Origin of the sequence: Streptomyces canus, assembly GCF_001514145.1 — a bacterium.
In the GTDB taxonomy this organism is placed as follows: Bacteria; Actinomycetota; Actinomycetes; order Streptomycetales; family Streptomycetaceae; genus Streptomyces; species Streptomyces canus.
The window spans coordinates 1-18,203 of sequence record NZ_KQ948661.1 but is presented as its reverse complement, the minus strand read 5'-3'; the positions used below and the strand labels follow the sequence as shown (position 1 = coordinate 18,203).

The 18,203-nt window shown below is 72.6% G+C and carries 14 protein-coding genes; 10 read left to right on the top strand and 4 right to left on the bottom strand.

Annotated elements, in window-relative coordinates; translation table 11 throughout:
- Window positions 1-120: 120 nt before the first annotated feature.
- Genes AQJ46_RS19965 through AQJ46_RS19945 form a run of 5 tightly spaced genes read left to right on the top strand, consistent with a single transcriptional unit; the run spans window position 121 to window position 8,110 of the window.
- On the top strand, window positions 121-1,194 hold the full coding sequence (locus AQJ46_RS19965) for a cysteine synthase family protein (protein WP_079072362.1): 1,074 nt from the start codon (window positions 121-123) through the stop codon (window positions 1,192-1,194).
- Window positions 1,191-2,663 (top strand): argininosuccinate lyase, encoded by a 1,473-nt coding sequence (gene argH, locus AQJ46_RS19960; protein ID WP_059206896.1) that lies wholly within the window; start codon window positions 1,191-1,193, stop codon window positions 2,661-2,663. The genes AQJ46_RS19965 and argH overlap by 4 nt, the downstream gene beginning before the upstream one ends.
- On the top strand, window positions 2,660-3,934 hold the full coding sequence (locus AQJ46_RS19955) for an ATP-grasp domain-containing protein (protein WP_059206895.1): 1,275 nt from the start codon (window positions 2,660-2,662) through the stop codon (window positions 3,932-3,934). The genes argH and AQJ46_RS19955 overlap by 4 nt, the downstream gene beginning before the upstream one ends.
- Window positions 3,931-7,185, top strand: a complete 3,255-nt coding sequence (locus tag AQJ46_RS19950) for a non-ribosomal peptide synthetase (RefSeq protein WP_059206894.1) — start codon at window positions 3,931-3,933, stop codon at window positions 7,183-7,185. The genes AQJ46_RS19955 and AQJ46_RS19950 overlap by 4 nt, the downstream gene beginning before the upstream one ends.
- Window positions 7,186-7,204: 19 nt before the next feature.
- Entirely contained in the window at window positions 7,205-8,110 is a 906-nt protein-coding gene (locus AQJ46_RS19945) for a GHMP family kinase ATP-binding protein (protein WP_059207291.1), read from the top strand.
- Between the two features lie 67 nt (window positions 8,111-8,177).
- On the opposite strand, the gene AQJ46_RS19940 is transcribed toward AQJ46_RS19945, so the two are convergent.
- The 4 genes from AQJ46_RS19940 to AQJ46_RS55480 are packed head-to-tail and all read right to left on the bottom strand — an operon-like array spanning window position 8,178 to window position 11,682.
- On the bottom strand, window positions 8,178-9,122 hold the full coding sequence (locus tag AQJ46_RS19940; protein ID WP_059206893.1) for a TauD/TfdA family dioxygenase: 945 nt from the start codon (window positions 9,120-9,122) through the stop codon (window positions 8,178-8,180).
- 45 nt (window positions 9,123-9,167) lie between these two features.
- Window positions 9,168-10,007 (bottom strand): ABC transporter permease, encoded by an 840-nt coding sequence (locus tag AQJ46_RS19935; RefSeq protein ID WP_059206892.1) that lies wholly within the window; start codon window positions 10,005-10,007, stop codon window positions 9,168-9,170.
- A complete protein-coding gene (locus tag AQJ46_RS19930; protein ID WP_059206891.1) occupies window positions 10,004-11,257 on the bottom strand; it encodes a methylaspartate mutase in 1,254 nt (417 codons plus the stop codon). The genes AQJ46_RS19935 and AQJ46_RS19930 overlap by 4 nt, the downstream gene beginning before the upstream one ends.
- Window positions 11,254-11,682 carry a cobalamin B12-binding domain-containing protein gene (locus AQJ46_RS55480; protein WP_059206890.1) on the bottom strand — a complete coding sequence of 143 codons (429 nt, stop codon included), beginning with the start codon at window positions 11,680-11,682 and terminating at the stop codon, window positions 11,254-11,256. The genes AQJ46_RS19930 and AQJ46_RS55480 overlap by 4 nt, the downstream gene beginning before the upstream one ends.
- 353 nt (window positions 11,683-12,035) lie before the next feature.
- On the opposite strand from AQJ46_RS55480, the gene AQJ46_RS19920 reads away from it, so the two are divergent.
- The 5 genes from AQJ46_RS19920 to AQJ46_RS19900 all read left to right on the top strand — a co-directional run.
- The gene (locus AQJ46_RS19920) at window positions 12,036-13,817 is read left to right on the top strand and encodes a fatty acyl-AMP ligase (RefSeq protein WP_079072360.1); all 1,782 of its coding nucleotides are present in this window, start codon (window positions 12,036-12,038) and stop codon (window positions 13,815-13,817) included.
- Window positions 13,814-15,598, top strand: a complete 1,785-nt coding sequence (locus tag AQJ46_RS19915) for an acyl-CoA dehydrogenase family protein (RefSeq protein WP_059206888.1) — start codon at window positions 13,814-13,816, stop codon at window positions 15,596-15,598. The genes AQJ46_RS19920 and AQJ46_RS19915 overlap by 4 nt, the downstream gene beginning before the upstream one ends.
- Window positions 15,595-16,494 (top strand): acyl-CoA dehydrogenase family protein, encoded by a 900-nt coding sequence (locus tag AQJ46_RS19910; RefSeq protein WP_059206887.1) that lies wholly within the window; start codon window positions 15,595-15,597, stop codon window positions 16,492-16,494. Before AQJ46_RS19915 ends, AQJ46_RS19910 begins: the two co-directional genes overlap by 4 nt.
- 55 nt (window positions 16,495-16,549) lie before the next feature.
- Window positions 16,550-16,822, top strand: coding sequence for an acyl carrier protein (locus tag AQJ46_RS19905; RefSeq protein WP_059206886.1), 273 nt, complete (start codon window positions 16,550-16,552; stop codon window positions 16,820-16,822).
- A 116-nt stretch (window positions 16,823-16,938) separates the two neighbouring features.
- Window positions 16,939-18,203: condensation domain-containing protein (locus tag AQJ46_RS19900; RefSeq protein ID WP_225887363.1), on the top strand; the 1,265-nt coding region annotated here is incomplete at its 3' end.

Here is an 18,203-nt window from a genome sequence, read left to right as displayed (position 1 = left end):
CCCCGAGCACAAGCGCCCCGGCGCACCTGGATCCGGCGCTGGATCCGAAGGCCCCGCACGGCGCGCAGCGACCCCACCACGCCCCACCACCGACGGCCTTGAACTTCCAGGGAGCCCTTCATGACGGCGATCACGCCGACGTACCACTCGATCACCGAGGCGACGATGATGCCGCGTCTCGTCCGCCTCGGCCCCAATCTGTACGGCGCGGTCTTCTCCCTCATGAAGCTGCTGCCCGCCCGCTACATCCTGCGACACGCCCACAGCCGCGGTGAGCTGGACGCCGAGACGGTCATCGTCGAGACCACGTCGGGAACCTTCGGCCTCGCGCTGGCGATGCAGTCCGCCCTCATGGAACGCGAGCTGATCCTGGTCAGCGACCCGGCCATCGACGCCAACCTGTACCGAAGACTGAGCGACCTCGGCGCCAAGGTGGAGATCTGCCGGGAACCGGCACCCGTCGGCGGCTACCAGGAGACCCGGCTGCGCCGGCTCGCCGAGATCCGCGCCGAACTCCCCTCGACCTTCTGCCCCGAGCAGTACAGCAACCCCGACAACCCCCGCTCCTACGGGGTGGTCGCGGAGCAGATCGCCCGCTCGCTCGGCACGGTGGACTGCCTCGTCGGGCCCGTCGGCTCGGGCGGCTCCATGTGCGGCACCACCGCCGGGCTGCGCGAACTGACCCCGCACACCCGGGCCATCGGCGTCGACAGCCACCGCAGTGTGCTGTTCGGGCAGCCCGACGGCCCCAGGGCCCTGCGCGGACTCGGCAACAGCCTGTGGCCGGCCAACCTCGACCACTCCACCTTCGACGAGGTGCACTGGTGCTCGGCGCCCGAGGCCTACACGTACACCCGCCAACTGCACGCCACCCACGCCCTGTTCCAGGGGCCCACCAGCGGCGCCGCCTACCAGGTCGCCCAGTGGTGGGCCGCGCGCAACCCCGACGGACTGTGCGTCGTGATGCTCCCCGACGAGGGCTACCGCTACATGGCCACCGTCTACAACGACGCCTGGCTCGCCGAGAACGGCCACACCCTGCCCCGACCGCCCGCCGAACCGCTCCTCGTCGACTCGCCCGCCGACGCCGGTGACACCTGGACCCGGATGCGCTGGGGCAGGCGCAGCTACGAGGACGTGCACGGCACCGTGCCGCGCTCCGGCGGGTCCCTCCCGGACCCGGTGCTGTCATGACCGGCACGGGCCGGCTCACCCGCACCCTCGGCGCCCGCACCTCCCGCGTCGTGTACGGCGAACCGGGCCCCGACGACATCCGCCAGGAGCTGGGCCCCACCTCGACCATCGACCTCGCGCACGTGGTGATGCTCACCGAGTGCGGGCTGCTGCCCCGGACCGCGGCCGCCACGCTCCTGCGCACCATCGCCGGGCTGCGCGCCGACGGCTTCCGCGAGCTGTACGACCACCCGGCACCGCGCGGCCTGTACCTCATGTACGAGAGCCAACTGATCGAGCGGCTCGGTGCGGACGTCGGTGGCAAGCTGCACACCGGACGCTCCCGCAACGACATCAAGGCGACCATCACCGCCATGCGGCTGCGGGAGGTCCTGACGGACCTGCTCGGCGAACTGCTGCGCCTGCAGGCCGTGCTGCTCTCCCGGGCGCGGGCCCACCTGGACGTGGTCATGCCCGTCTACACCCACTTCCAGCCCGCCATGCCCGTGACCTACGGCTACTACCTCGCCGGGATCGCGACGGCGCTGGACCGTGACATCGCCGCGCTCCGGCACGTCGCCGACGAGCAGAGCCGCTGCCCCCTCGGCGCGGGCGCCGTCTCCGGCACGGACCTGCCCATCGACCCCTCCCGCACGGCCGAACTGCTCGGCTTCGACGGACCCCCGCGGCACGCCGTCGACGCGGTGGCCACCCGGGACACGTTGCTGCGCGCCCTCGCGACGGCGGCCGGCGCGGGCCTCACGCTGAGCCGGCTCGCGACCGACCTCCAGCTGTGGAGCACCCAGGAGTTCGCCTTCGTGGAGTTCCCCGAGCGGCTCGTGGGCGGCAGTTCGGCCATGCCGCAGAAGCGCAACGCGTTCCTGCTGGAGCATGTGAAGGCCAAGTCGGCCGCCGCCGTGGGCGCGTGGACCGCGTCGGCCGCCGCCATGAAGTCGACGCCGTTCACCAACTCCATCGAGGTCGGCACCGAGGCGGTCGGCGGCGCCTGGTCCGCGCTGGCCACCGTCCGCGACAGCGTGCTGCTGTCCCAGGTGCTGGTGAGCGGCGCCCGTCCGGACCGCCGGCGGATGGAACAGCGGGCCCGGGAGGGCTTCGTGACGGCCACCGTGATCGCCAACCGACTGGTACGGCAGGGCGTTCCGTTCCGTACCGCGCACCACGTGGTGGGCGCCGCCGTACGCGAGGCGGTCGAGGCCGGCGAGTCCGAGCTGACGAAGATCACGCTGCCGGACGGCCTGCGCGCCGAGGTGAGCGCGGAGATCCCGCCGCTGCCCGAACTCGTCGCCGCGCACGACCGGGGCGGTGGCCCAGGCGCCTGCGAGGCCGTCGTGCACGAGTTGCGCGGGCGGCTCGCCGAGCACGCCGAAGCGCTCGCGCAGCGCCGGGCGCGCCGGGCACGGGCGAGCACGGCCCTCGACCAAGCGGTGGCGGCCCTGGTGGCCGGATGCGACACGGGAGAGACGGGATGAACAGCACGACGGCCAGGTGGTTCGCCTTCCTGGAGAGCAACACGACCGGTACCGGACGCCAGTTCTGCGCGGCCGCCCGCGCCCGGGGGATGCGGCCGGTGCTGCTGACCCGGGACCCGGACCGCTACCCGTACGCCGCCGAGGACGCCGTCGACACCCTGGTGCTGGACACGGCGGACCTGGCGGCCGTGGTGGAGGCCTGCGGCGCTCTGGCCGAGGGCGCCGGTCTGGCCGGGATCGCCTCCAGCTCCGAGTACTTCGTGGCGGACGCCGCCCGGGCCGCGGCCAGGCTCGGACTGCCCGCAGCCGACGGTGACGCCATCGCCCGCTGCCGGGCCAAGGACCTCCAGCGCGCGACCCTCTCCGCCCAGGGAGTGCCCGTACCGGGCTGGACGGTGGTCGGCGACGTGGCAGCGGCGGTTCGGGCGGCGCAGGACATCGGCCACCCGGTGGTGCTCAAACCGGTCAGCGGCTCCGGCTCGAACGGCGTACGTCTGTGCCGCGACCGTGCGGAGACCGAGGACTGGGCCCGCCGGCTCCTCGACCGGGCGACGGACGAGCGGGGCAACACCGTGCCCTCCCGCATCCTGGTGGAGGCCGCCGTCGACGGACCGGAGTTCTCGGTGGAGACCTTCGACGGCGACGTGGTCACCGTCGTCGGCAAGCACACCGGCCCCGCGCCGTACTTCGTGGAGACGGGCCACGACATCCCCGCCCCCGTGGACCCCGGGACCGTCGCCGAACTCGGGGACACCGCGCTGCGGGCCCTGAAGGCCCTCGGACTCGGCTGGGGGGCCGCCCACACCGAGATCCGCCGCTCGGCCGAGGGGCCGGTGGTCATCGAGGTCAACCCGAGGCTCGCGGGCGGCATGATTCCCGTCGCCGTCCAGGCCGCGACCGGAACCGACCTGGTGGACGCCGTCGTCGCCCGTGCCGCGGGTCAGGACACGGTGCCGACCGGGGCCCCAGGCCCGCGGGCCGCCGGTCACGCCGCCGTGCGCTTCGTGATGGCGGCGGCCGAGGGACGGGTCGGTTCCGTCACCGGCGTCGAGGACGCGGCAGCGGCCCCCGGGGTCCTGGTGGCCGCGCCCGGCACCGCCACCGGCCGGCAGGTGCGGATCACGCACTCGTTCCAGGACCGCCTGGGCTGTGTGGTCGCCACGGGCGCGGACACCGCGCAGGCGGGCTTCCGCGCGGAGTCCGCCGCACGACTGATCAGGATCGAGCTGGACGAGCCGGAGACGCCGGAAGAAGGGAACGGGGGCCGATGAACGAGCGCACGTACACCAGAATCCCCAGATGGACCATGCCGCTCGACGAGGAGCGGGGCGTGGCGGAGCACCGCGAGGAGCTGCCCTCGGCGCTCACCCGGGCGCTGGAGGAGCACGCCGTCGGCACGGGTGCCGCACTGCCCGCCGTGCTGCTCGCCGCGCACGCCCGGGTCCTGGCGACCGTGGCCTCCGAGCCCGACCTGCTCATCGGTCTGGTCCCGGACGCCGGCCGTGCCGAGGTGCCGCTGCGCCTGACGGTCGCGGACTCCACGTGGACGGAGCTGACCGCCAGGGCCGGCACCGCACTGGCCGGCGCACATCGCGCGGAGGTCCGACCCGAGGTGGTGTTCGACCTGTCGGGCCTCACGGCCTCGGACCCCCGGACGTCCGACACCGACGGCACGGCGGACCGCCCGGACGGCGGCCTCGACGACGGAGTGGTCCTGAGAGCGGCCGTCGCCCGGGACAGCGCCGGTCTGTCGCTGCGCCTGGTGTACGACCGTGCTCACCTCGACGAGGAGTACGCCCGCCGCCTGGCGGGATACCACCTGCGCGCGCTGCGGCTGCTCGCGGCGCAGCCGGGCGGACTCCACCACCGGCAGAGTCTGCTGTCGGACGAGGAGGTCGACACCCAGGTGTACGGCCTCGCGGGCCCCCGCGCCGACCTCTCCGACCGGACCTTCGTGGACCACTTCGAGCAGCAGGTGCGCCGGACGCCGGACGCGGTGGCCGCCGTCCACGCGGACAGCCGCCTGACCTACCGGGAACTCGACATCAGGGCCAACCGGGTCGCCAATGCCCTGCTCGCGGCGGGGGCACGCGCCGAGGACGTCGTCGCGGTGGTCATGGACCGCACCCTCGACTGGATCGCCGCGGCGCTCGGCGTGTTCAAGGCCGGTGGCGTCTACCTCCCGGTACGCCCCGACTTCCCCGCCGACCGGATCGCCGCCCAACTCCGGCGCAGCGACTGTGCCTTCGTACTCACCGAGCCCGCCGGGGCGGACCTGGTGGCCCGCGCCGGTGCACTCGCCGAACGGGCGCCGCACGTCCTGGCCGTACCGGAGATCCAGGCCTCCGGCATCACCACCGACGCCCCCGGACTCCCGATCGCCCCCGCGCAGGCCGCGTACATCTACTTCACCTCCGGGTCCACCGGCGCTCCCAAGGGCGCCCTGTGCGAGCACATCGGCATGCTCAACCACCTCCGCATGAAGATCGACGACATGGAGATGACGAACGGCAGCGCGGAGGTCGTCACCCAGACCGCCTCGCAGTGCTTCGACATCTCCCTGTGGCAGTTCGCCGCGCCCCTGCTGGTCGGCGGCAGCGTGCGCGTTGTCGACACGGACGTCCTGCTCGACGTCGCCGGCTTCGTCGACGAGCTCGTCACGGGCCGGGTGACCGTCACACAGATCGTCCCCAGCTACCTGGAGGTGCTCCTCACCCACCTCGAACAGCACCCCCGTCCGCTCGGGGCCCTGCGCACGGTGTCGGTGACCGGGGAAGCCCTCAAGTACGAACTGGTGCAGCGGTGGTTCGCCCTGTACCCGGACATCAAACTGGTCAACGCCTACGGCGCCACCGAGGTGTCCGACGACACCATGCACGAGGTGCTGGACCGGGTGCCGGACCGCGACTTCGTGACCGTCGGCCGGTCCCTGCGCAACGTCAACACCTATGTGCTCGACGAGAACCTCTCGCTGGTCCCGCTCGGTTCGCCCGGTGAGATCGCGTTCTCCGGGGTGTGCGTGGGCCGGGGATACATCAACGACGAGGAACGCACCCGGGAGGCCTTCGTCGCCGACCCCTTCCGCCCCGGCACCCGGATGTACCGCACCGGGGACTTCGGGCGCTGGCTGCCCGAGGGCCGCATCGAGTACCTGGGGCGGCGCGACGAGCAGGTGAAGATCCGGGGCTTCCGGATCGAGATCGGCGAGATCGAGAACAAGTTGCTGGGCATGGCGGGCATCCGCGAGGCCGCGGTCGTCATCGAGGGCTCCGGGGACGGACCCCGCAATCTCGTCGCGTTCTTCAGCGGCGGGCACGGCGGCGCCGAGCCCGCCACCGAGCGAGCCCGGGACTTCCTCGCCGGGCTGCTGCCCGCGTACATGGTCCCCACCTACTTCCACCAGCTGGAACGGCTGCCGCTCACCGAGAACGGCAAGATCGACAAGAAGGCCCTGGTCCGGCTCGCCGGCACCCTCGGCCACGGCGGCGCGACGTACGCGGCACCCCGCACCCCCGCCGAACAGCGGCTGGCGATGCTGTGGGCCCAGGTGCTGGGCGTCCCGCTGGAGCGCATCGGGCGGGACGACAACTTCTTCGAACTCGGCGGCACCTCGCTGGCCGCGGTACGGCTGCTGGTCCAGCTGGACCGGGCTCTGTCGCTGAAGGACCTGGTGGCCCACCCCGTGCTCGCCGACCTCGGGACGGTGCTCACGGACCGCGACCGAGGCGGTGAACGGGCTTCCGCGGACGGCCTGTTGCAGCCGCTGGCGGCCGCCCGGCACCCCCACCGGACCCTGGTGTGCTTCCCCTACGCCGGCGGCAACGCCGTCAACTTCCGCTCTCTGGCCGCCGAGTTGGAGCGCGACGGCATCGCCGTGCTCGGAGTCGAACTGCCCGGCCACGACTTCGCGGGTGCCGAGGAGCCGATGGCGGACGTCACGGAGATCGCCCGGCGAGTCCGGGACGAGATCGCCGAGCGGGTCACCACGCCCGTACTGCTGTGGGGCCACTGCGCCGGAGCGGCCGCCGCTCTGGAGACGGCCCGGCTGCTCCAGGAGGCGGGCCACCCCGCCGAGCGCGTCTTCGTGGGCGCCCTGCTGCTGGAGGACACCGAGGCGCTGGGCGCGGAGATGGCGGACGTCTCCGACGCGGACAACCGGACTCTGCTCTCCCGGCTGCGCGCCGACAACGCCTACGTCGAACTCGACGAGCTCAAGCCGGAGCGGGCGGACGTGGTGGGGCGGGCCTACCGGCACGACGTCCTCAGCGCGAACAGCCATCTCATCCGGATCCGTGAGGACTCAGAGCGGCACCGCATCGACGCCCCGGTCGAGGTCGTCGTCGCCCGCGACGACGCCTCCACGGCACGGTACGCCGAGGGGCACGGGGACTGGAAGGCGGTCTCCGACCGGGTGACCCTCCACGAACTGGACCAGGGCGGCCACTACTTCGTCAGCACACGACCGGCGGACACCGCCGCACTGGTGCGGGCCGGCTGCCCCAGGCCCGCGCACCGGAACTAGGAGGACCAGGGTGACGACGATCGACACGACCACGCTCCACGCGGACTACCGCCGGGTTGCCGCCACCGGGGTGAGCTCGGCCTTCGGCACGTTCGGGGAGCTCCTGCAGGGCGTCCTGCCGGAGACGGACGGGGACTTCCTGGTCACCCTGCCCGTCGCCCGGTGGGCCGTGGCCCGATTCGAGGTGGACCCGCACACCGACGAGCTTCAGGTGTGGCCCCCGCACAAGAGGAAGGCGCTCAAGCTCACTTCGATGATCATGGCCGACGCCCGGCGGCCCGCGGGCGGTGTGCTGCGCATCGACAGCACGCTCCCCGAGGGCAAGGGGCTGGCCAGTTCCTCGGCGGACCTGGTGGCGACGGCGCGTGCCGTGGCCAACGCCCTGGAGGAGCCGATGCCGCCACGGCGCATCGAGTCGTACCTCGCGAGGATCGAACCGACCGACGGCGTGCTGTATCCGTCGGTGGTCGCCTTCCACCACCGCAGCGTGCGGCTGCGCGCCCGGCTCGGCTCCCTGCCCTCGATGGCGGTGGTCAGCGTCGACGAGGGCGGCGCCGTGGACACGGTCGACTTCAACAGCATCCCCAAGCCGTTCACGGCCGCGGACGAGCGGGAGTACGTGCGGCTGCTGGACCGGATCGGCGGCGCCGTGGCCCGCCAGGACCTGGCCGAGGTCGGCGCGGTGGCGACGGCGAGCGCCCGGATGAACCAGGTGCTGCGGCACAAGTGGTCGCTGGAGGCGATGATCGGTATCTGCCGCGAGGTGGGCGGCCTGGGCGTCGTCGTCGGACACAGCGGCACCACGCTGGGGATCCTGCTGGACACCTCGGCGCCGCATTTCCACAGCCGGCTCACCACCGCCGCTCAGGCCTGCCAGGAACTCGTCGGAAACGTGACGGTCTACCGCACGCTCAGCTTCCACTGAGCCCGGAGCCACGGAAGGGGGCCGCACCCGGATCCCGGGTGCGGCCCCCTTCGGGGTGGTGCCGCGGCTACGGCCGGAAGGGTTCGCCGAGGCCCACGACGATCTCTCGCTCACCCCGGTGGGGTTCACGGCTGTGCGCCGTGCGCACGTTGTCGATCACCAGGAGGTCGCCGCGCTGCCACGGCTCGCGCACGGTGTGCCGCTCGTACACCTCGTTGACGAGGTCGACGGTCGCGCGGTCCAGAGGGGTGCCGTCACCGCAGAACGTGTTGAAGGGCAGGCCCTCCGGGCCGAACTCGGCCGTCAGGAACTCGCGGACCTCGGGCGCCATCGTCCACTCGTTGAGGAAGGCGATCTGGTTGAACCAGCAGCGCTCACCCGTCTGCGGGTGCCGTACGACGGCCGGTCGGGTCTGCGCGGTGCGCAGCGCGCCGTCCGCGTCCCAGCGCGCCTCGATGTCGTGCTCGGCGCAATAACGGTCCACCACCGCGGGGTCGTCGGTGCCGAAGGCGTCCTGCCAGGTGATGCCGACGAACGGGTTGTAGTGGCGGGTGAGGCGCCAGCCGTGGCGCTCGAAGCGGGCGACGAGGTCCGGCGGCAGATCGCGCAGCATCGCACGGCTGTCCGCCGTCGCGGTGATCCCGCCCTCGGCCGGCGGGGTGAGACAGGCGAAGGCCATCAGCCGCGGGGCCGAGGGCGCGTAACTGAGCTCGTGGTGCATGCACATGGGCTGGTCGGCCGGCCAGTGCGAGGAGGAGTACACGCCCTGTCCGTAGACGTCGCGCGGCGCGAACCCCTCACGTTCGATCAGCGGGTCCCCGATGACCCGGCCCAGGGCCGCGACGGCGGTCGCCCGGTCGTCCAGGCGCAGTCCGCGCACCAGAACGGCTCCGTTGCGGGCGACCGCCTCCCTGATCCGCGGGCGGTGTTCGGTGAGCCAGTCCACGGCGGCGCCGGACGGCCCCCGCGTGGCGTCGAGCCGGACGAGCGGTCCGGTTTCGGTTCCGGGCATGGTGGGGTGCCTCTTTCGTCTCTCGGAGGGGCGACGGGAACGCGGTCAGGCCGGCGGCCGCCGGAAGGCGTGCACGGCGGCGGCGGATCCGGCGACGGCGACCAGGACACTGGCGCCGAGCGCCGACCACACATGGGTGCCCAGCGGCTGGTCGAGGGCGAGCGCCCGGTTGGCGTCCATCGCGTACGACAGCGGGTTGACCGTCGCCACGACCTGGAGCCAGTCCGGCAGCCGGTCCTTGGGGACGAAGGCGCTGGAGGCGAACATCAGGGGGAACGTGACCAGATAGCCGGCGCTCTGCATGGCCTCCGCGTTGCGCAGCCAGGCCCCCAGCGCGAGGAAGATCCACGTCATGGCCCAGACGACGGCGCAGGTCACCAGGACCGCCGCCAGCAAGCCGGGCAGTCCGCCGGCCGGGTCGGCGTCCAGGAACAGCATTGCCACCACGACGAGGATCACCAACTGGGCCGCGGTGCGCAGCAGATCGGCGATGCTGCGGGCGAACAGCAGCAGCGGGGCGTGGATCGGCAGGGTGCGCAGCCGTGCCACAGCGCCGTTGTCCATGTCACGGACGAGACCGATGCCCGAGGCCACCGCGGGACCGATGCCGGTGGTCACCAGGAGGGCGGGGAGCAGGAAGTCCAGATAGGCCACGCCGTCCGGCAGATGCCCGCGGTCCACGATGGCGCCGAAGACCTGGCTGAGCAGAAGCAGCATGAACACCGGCTGCAACATGCTGAGCACCACGACCTTGACGTGCGTGAAGTTCGCCCTGACCGACCGGCCGGTGAGGATGAGCAGCTGCGCCGTGGGGCTGCTGCCCCGCCACATCGGCTCCGGACCGGCCGTGCGGGGGGCGGTGGGCAGCGCAGAAGTGCTGGTCATGGGGTTCCTCCGTAGTCGTAGGCCCGTTGGACGTGCGACAGCGCCGAAAGCAGCTCGGCGCTCGTCACCTTGCGGGCGGTGGACACGGCGGCGCCGGGGAGGGGGAGCGCGCCGGTGTCCGCCCAGCGGAGCCGCCCGTCACGGTCGATGAAACTCCTGGCCCGGCCCGCGTTGTCGGGATGCAGGCAGTAGGGGATGTCGAGCAGGCCGCGCCGGAAGGCCGTCAGCAGGGCGGTGCCCACGTCGTCGTGCAGCCCCAGGACGGTGTGCACGAGGGTGCGGGCCTCCGCGTACACCTCGGAGTTGGCGTCGGGCGGACCGGGGTCCGCCGCGGGGGCGCCGGCCGCGGCGCGCGCGGCGGTCTCCAGGGCCTCCACGTTGTCCGCGACGGTCGGGATGCGGTGCGCCTCCGCGGCGGTCTTCACGATCAGCCGGGAGGCCCCCGAGGTGACCGCGAGCCGTGCCGCCGCCTCCAGGAGGGTCAGCGCGCCGTCGCGCGAGAGGGGATACACGCCCATGTAGGCGTAGAGCACCACATGCCAGTCGACGTGCCCGAGGAGTTCACCGGCGAGCAGCCGCAGCGCGGCCACCGCCTCCAGGTCCTGCTGCGGACTGGTCTGCTGGGCATAGCTCAGCGAGACGCTGCGCAGGCCGTGCCGGGCGAAGAACATGCCCTCGAGGACACTCACCGCGACCAGAACGGCCGGCGGGCACAGCTGTCCGAGCATGCAGCCGCCGAAACTCTCCACATGCGGCACCCGGCCGTCCCCGGTGTGCCGGGCGAGCGTCTCGCAGGACCTGCGCCAGCTCGCCACCGCCTCCCGCAGCGGGGTGCGGCCGTAGGGCAGGCAGTACGAGACCGGCCCGCCCTCGGTGGCGTCCAGGCCGAGGGCGAGCAGCGCCGAGACGATGTGCTCGGGCCGCGCGGAACCGTGTCTCACCTGGACGGGGAAGGAGGCGTCGTGGATGCCGTCCAGGACGGCCCGTGAGGTTTCCAGGGGGTGGGTGCAGATCGGGTAGCCGTTGAGCGGGACACCCTCGTCCAGAGCCTGGCGGGCGGCCGTGAGGTCGCGCACCCTGGTGTAGCTGTCCAGGGTCAGCGTCCCCACCGTGACCGCGTCGGCGGCCCGGGTACGGGCCAGGCCCTCGCGCATCCGACGGGGGTCGCCGAAGCCCATCCGGGGCTGGACGACGAGCGTGCCGTGGGCCCGGGCCCCGGCCACGAAGTCGCCGAAGGGCACCCGCGTCACGACACCGCTCGGACCGGCAACCGGGACACCAGGTCGTGGAACGCGGCCACGTTCCCGTCGTCGAAGACCCGGTCGTAGCCCGCTTCGAGGAGCCGGCGCAGCTGCCCCAGGTCGCGCAGTCCCTCGGTGCCGAGCTTGCCGCCGATCACCATCGTGGTGCCGGCGAGCTCCGGGTGGGCGCGCAGGGTCCGCACGAGCCGCAGACCGTCCCGGTGGCCGTGGCCGTTCACGCTGCTGACGACGAGCAGTTCGGGCCGGTACTCCAGGGCCGAGCGCAGGACCAGTTCGTCGGGTGCGCAGGGCCCCAGGTTGATGACGTCGTGGCCCCATTCCTCCAGCAGCAGTTGGAGAAATACGAGATTCCAGGTGTGGGCGTCGGAAGATGTGCCGGTGACCAGCACGGAAGGAAGGTGGATGCCAGGCATGGAATTCATCGGAATCCCGGAGTCGGGGAGTGCCGGGAGTCTCCGGCAGGACATCCGGAAACGCTGCACACTCGGCGGCTGAAAGGTTCTTCGAAATGCGGTCGAGCCCTGACTCTACTGTCGCCAAGGGGGCCGTGACCGGGGTGTGCCTGGCCAGTACTGGCCTCGTCACCCCTCCAACTGTCCGCCGTTACGGCAGATTTATCCCAGTTGCTGGGGGGTGACCGGGCGTCGCGTGCAGTTTGCTGTCAGTCGCCTTCCCCGGCCCACAGGCAGCCGGTAGAAAGTCACGGCAGTGCCGAACCGGCGCGCGGAAATCCCCGTTCTCGACCGCGAAGGGCAGGGCCACGAATATGGCGGGAATCGTCACCGCCCCCAGTGTCACCGCAGTGCTCCGACAGTATGCGGAAAACCAGCCGGAAAAAGAGGCGGCGGCATTTGTGACGGATCCCGTTCGTGAGGACGGGGCACAGTGGCTGACGTACGCCGAACTGGACGCCAGGGCCCGGAGCCTGGCCGTGCGGCTGCGGCACAGCGGCCTGCAGCCCGGTGATCGCGCCGTCCTGCTCCACCCCGCCGGGCTCGACTTCGTGACCGCCTTCCTCGGCTGCCTGTACGCCGGAGTCGTCGCCGTCCCCTCCTCGCTTCCCGGCCGTTACCGCCACGAGCGGCACCGGGTCCGGCGCATCGCGGACGACGCGGGCGCGGCGGCGATCCTCACCGACACCCCGACCCGGGGCGAGGTCGAGGAATGGCTCACCGAGGAGGGGCTCGGCGGGCTTCCCCTGATGGCCACCGACGAGGAAGGGCCCGCCCCCGACGCCTGGACGATGCCGCCAACCCGGCACGCGACGCTCGCCGTGCTCCAGTACACCTCCGGCTCCACCGGAGACCCCAAGGGCGTGATGATCAGCCACGGCAACCTGCTGCACAACAGCGCCCGCATCGCCGACGTCCTGAAGCTGGACGGGACCACACGCGGCGGCGGCTGGATCCCCCACTTCCACGACATGGGCCTGATGGGCCTGATGCTGCCGCCGCTGATGACCGGCTCCGCCACCGTGCTGATGAGCCCCAGCACCTTTCTGAAACGGCCTCACCTGTGGCTGCACATGATCGACCGGTTCGACATCCACTACTCCGCCGCACCCGACTTCGCCTACGAGGTGTGCAGCCGGCGGATCACCGAAGCCCAGGCGGAGGGGCTCGACCTCTCCCGCTGGCGGCATGCCGTCGACGGCTCGGAACCCGTGCGGGCCGCTGTGCTCGACCGGTTCCACCAGCAGTTCGCGCACCACGGACTGCGTGCCGACGCGCTCGCCCCCTGCTACGGGATGGCGGAGGCCACCCTCTTCGTCTCCGGAGCGATCGACGGCCCGCCGAGCAGCCTCAAGGTCAGCGCCGACCGGCTCGAACGCAACGAGTTCCGGCCCACGGCCGACGCCGCCGAGACGGGCCGTGACGTGGTCAGCTGCGGGCCGCCGCGCGGTGCGGAGGTCCGGGTCGTCGACCCCGAGACCCTGCGCACCCTGCCCGAGGGCGGTGTCGGGGAGCTCTGGCTGCGCGGCCCGGTCGTCGGACACGGCTACTGGGGACGTGAGGCGACCAACGAGGCCGACTTCCGGGCCACCACGGCCGAGGGCGACACCGGATATCTGCGCACCGGCGACCTCGGCGCCCTGCACGAGGGCGAGGTCTACGTCACCGGCCGCATCAAGGACGTGCTCAACCTGAGGGGCCGCAACCTCTACCCCCAGGACATCGAGCACGAACTGCGCGTCCAGCGACCGGAGTTGGGAAACCTCGCCGGAGCCTGCTTCTCGGTGCCCGGGACGGACGGCCAGGGCCCGGACGACGTCCTGGTCGTCACCCACGAGGTCCGTGGCATCAAGGACGAGGAGCGGCTCAGGGAACTCGCCACGGGCATGCGGCTCACCGTCGCCCGCGAGTTCGGCGCCCCCGTCGGAGCCGTGCTGCTGTTGCGGCCCGGCGGAGTGCGCCGCACCACCAGCGGCAAGGTCCAGCGGTCGGCCATGCGTGAGCTCTTCCGGGCCGGGGCCCTCCAGCCCACCTACGCCGAGTACCAGCCCCACCTGCTCCCCGCCATGCCGGCCGAAGACGGGGCCCGGGCATGACCACCACGACACCGCGCTCCCCGGGCGCGACCGACGCGGCCGCCCCCGGGACGTCCGCGGTGCCGGCCGCGCCCCCGGGCGGCTACGACGCCGTCCCGGAACTGGTACGGCTGCTGGACGAACTGACAGGGGACGAAGGGCCGTTCTCCGGGGCGGCGCTCGCCGCGCTCGACACGCGAGAGGCCTTTCCCGCGCAGGCGTGCCGGGCACTCGACGAGTTCGGACTGCCCCGCTACTACGTGCCCGTCGAACACGGAGGATCGCTCGACGACTTCAGCACCGTCATGCGGCTGCTGCGGGCGGTCTCACGAGTGGACCTGACGGTGGCGGCCGCTCACGGCAAAACCTACCTCGGGGCCGTCTCCACATGGATCGCCGGCGACCCGGACCGTGCGGCGCGACTGGGCCGTCGTATCGGCGAAGGCGCCGTGGTGTCCTGCGCGCTGACGGAGCGTCACCACGGCAGCGACCTGCTGGCCGGAGAGGTCACGGCCCGAGAGGCCGAGGGGGGTGCGGGCTGGCACATCACCGGCGAGAAGTGGCTGATCAACAACATCACCAGGGCCGACCTGGTCACCGTCCTGGCCCGCACCTCCCCGGCCGGCGGCCCACGCGGCTTCAGTCTCTTCCTCGTCGACAAGAGTCGGCTCGCCCCCGGCGCACTGACCCCGCTGCCCAAGGTGCCCACCTACGGGATCCGCGGCGCGGACATCAGCGGCATGGAGTTCCACGACGCGCTCGTGCCGTCCGACGCACTCATCGGCGAGGCCGGCCACGGCGTCGAGATCATCCTCAAGGCCCTGCACATCACCCGCACCGGCTGTGTGGCCATGTCCCTCGGCGCCGGCGACCACGCCCTGGACCTGGCCGCCCGGTTCACCACCGCCACCACCGACGGCGGCACACCGCTCGCCGAACTCCCGCACGTCCGACGCGAGTTGGGGGCAGCGGTGGCCGGTCTGCTGCTCGCGGAGGCCACCGGGCTGGTCGCGGTGCGCGCCGTGCACGCCCTGACCGGAGAGATGAGCGTCGTCTCCGCCGTCGCCAAGGCCTACGTGCCCGCCCAGGTCGACGACCTCGTGGCCCGGCTGCTCCACACTCTCGGCCCGTACGGCCTGCTGGACGCCGACGGACACGGGAGCTTCGCGAAGCTGGAGCGGGACCACCGCATCATCGGCATCTTCGACGGCAGCAGCCTGGTCAACCGCAACGCCCTCGTCGACCAGTTCCCCCGGCTGTCCCGCGGCTACCGCAAGGGCCGCCGGGACGAGCAGGGCCTCGTCGAGGCGACCGACCCGGGGGTCCCGCTCCGGCCCTTTCGCCCCCAGGCGCTCAGCCTGCTCTCCGGGATCGGCGCCTCCGTCGTCGCCGGACTGCCGGCCGCCGTGGACCGCGTGCACGACCTCGCTGCGTCGGAGGCCGCCTCCGACCGGCTGGCCTCCCTCGCCGGACGTCTGCGGCAGGCCGCCGACCGGCTCCACGAGGAGATGGCGGCCGTGCGCTTCGCCCCGCGTGCCGTGCCCGGCCACGCCTTCGAGCTCGCCGAACGGTACGAACTGTGCTTCGCCGCGGCCGCCGCACTCCACCTGTGGCTGCGCCGCCCCGACCGCGTCGACGAGGCGTGGCTGAGGGCTTGCCTCGTCCTGGTGCTCACCGAACTCGGCGAGCCGGTCGGGGACACCGAACGCGAGGACCTCGACACCCTCGCGGACGCCCTGCTGACGGCACGCCCCGGCGCGGTCCCCTCACTCATCGACTCCCTGGAGGGCACGACCCCATGACCACGGTCACTGCCCCCACCGCCTTGGCCCAAGCGGTCGAACAGCAACTCGGCGACCCGTACGACACCACCAACCCCACCGGGTTCCGGGCGATCCTCGCCGCGCGCGAAGCGGGCCGGCCCGCCGCCGCGGAACCGCTCCCCGCTGCCCTCGCGAGCAGCGGCAACCCCACTCCCGAGGCCCGGCTGCACGCCCTGCGCGCCCTGTACCGCCGCTCGCCCCACCTCGCCCGCGCTCTCCAGCGGGACCGTCCCGACGACGGGCCGCAGGCCGCGGCCGTGCGCATCGGAGCGGCCGTCGGCGCCCTCGACTCGGCACTTCGCCTCACTCTGCGCCACCTGCGCGGCCGCCGCCTCTACGGAGCCGCCGCCATCGACATCCCCCACCTGCGCGAGGTGCTGTCGGGGGTCCACGCCGACCTGCTGCTGTGCGACGTCCTGACGACCCTCGCGGTCCGGGGCGAGGACCTGCTGCCCACCCGTCCGGACGCCCACGAGCAGGCCGTACGGCAGCTGGTTCCGCGGGTGATCCAGGGCGCGCTGGACCGGCTGTCGGTCGTGATGGGGTCGCGCTTCTACATCAGGGAGGGCGAACACGCCGTCTTCCAGCTGCTGTTGCACGAGACCCAGCGGCAGCTGTTCGCCCCCGCCCCACGGCCGCGCCCCGCCCCGCACCCCCTGCCGTTCGCCGAACTGGTCACCGCCGCACCGGCCGCCGCGCTTGCCGCCCCCGAGTTCCTGACGGCCGCCCCCGGCCGCATCCTCGCGACCCACGCCCGACGCGTACGGCAGCCCTCCGGTGCCGTCCAGGAGCGGCTGTACGCCGACCTGGAACGCCGCTACGACACCCGGCTCTCCTTCGACCTGACCGAACGCCCGCTTCCGGACCGTCCCTGAGCAGCCCCTCCACGCGCACCGCACTCCCGAACGACCTATCGAAAAGGACGGTCCCATGCCCGAGTCCGACGTCGAGATCCACACCGCACAGAGCCTCGGCCGCTGGCTCACCGAGTGCGTGGCCGTGCACCTGTCGCGGCCCGCCGACACGATCGACTCCGCCGTACCGCTCTCCGACTACGGGCTCGACTCGGTGTACGCCCTGTCGGTCATCGCCGAACTCGAGGACCACCTCGACGTCTCCCTCGACCCGGCGGTCATGTGGGACAACCCCACGATCGACGCCCTGAGCAAGGCCCTGGCCGAGGAACTGGCCCTCAACGGCTGACGGTTCCTGCCGCCCCGCCCCGCCTCCCGCCCGCTGCTTCCGCCCCACCGGTCCGTCCGCGCTCGCAGGCCCCCCGCAGTCCACCACCTCCGCAGAACCGAGAGGACCGCACCTCCATGTCCGAAGCCCATCTGCTCCGTCGACCCGTCTCGGCCGCCCAGTCCGGCATCTGGGTCGCCCAGCACCTGCACGCGGACAGCCCCCTCTACAACTGCGGCGGCTACTACGAGATCTCCGGACCGCTCGACACCGCGGTCCTCGCCGAGGCCGTACGGCGGGGCGTCGAGGAGACCGAGGCCCTGCGTTCGCACTTCGTCCAGGACGAACAGGACACCAGCTCGGGCCGGGAGGTGTCCCTCCACCAACTGGTCGAGCCCACCGGACCGGACCCCCTGCGGCTCCTCGACCTGCGGGCGACCGCCGATCCGGAGGCCGCCGCACACCGATGGATGAACGATCGCATGGCCAGGCCCTTCGACCTGGACCGCGGCCCCCTGAGCGAACAGGCCCTGATCACCCTGGCCGACGAACGGCACTGGTACTTCCACGGCTACCACCATGCCGTCCTCGACGGCTTCGGCCACTCCGTCTACGCCGCCCGCGTCGCCGCCCTCTACACGGCTCTGCTCGCCGGCGAGGACCCCGCGCGCACGGGCTTCGCACCCCTGGACCGGGTCGTCGCGGACGAGGCGGCCTACACCGGCTCGCGTCGCCACGCCCAGGACCGCGCGTACTGGCGGGGGGTCTTCACCGACCTGCCCGACCCGGTGTCCCTCGCCGGCCGCCCGGCCACCGGCACCCACAGCGTGCGCCGTCACGTCCACACCCTGCCGGCCCCGCTTGCCCGAGGGCTCGCCGATACGGCCGCCCGCCTCGGGGTGCAGTGGCCGGCCCTGGCGCTCGCCGCCACCGCGGCCTTCTTCCACCGGATGACCGGCCGCACCGACTTCACGTTCTCGCTGCCGCTCGCGGGCCGCACCGGACGCACGTCCCTGACCACCCCGAGCGCCATGGTCAACGTTCTGCCGCTGCGCGTGACGACCACGCCGGACACTCCCTTCGCGGACCTCGCCTCCCAGGTGTCTCGGTCCCTCGCGGACGTGATCCGCCACCAGCGCTTCCGCGGCGAGGAGCTCATCCACGAACTGGGCCTCTCCGGCGCCGGACAGACCCGCCTCGGCCCGACCGTCAACATCATGGCCTTCGCCAACGAGCCTCACTTCGGCCCCACTCCGTCCGTCGCCCACCCGCTGTCCACCGGCCCCGTCAATGACGTGAAGATCAACTTCTACGGCACGGCCGACTCCCGCGCAGGCGTCCGGATCGAGTTCGACGCCCACCCCGACCTGTACTCGGAGCCCGAACTCGCCTCGCACATGAG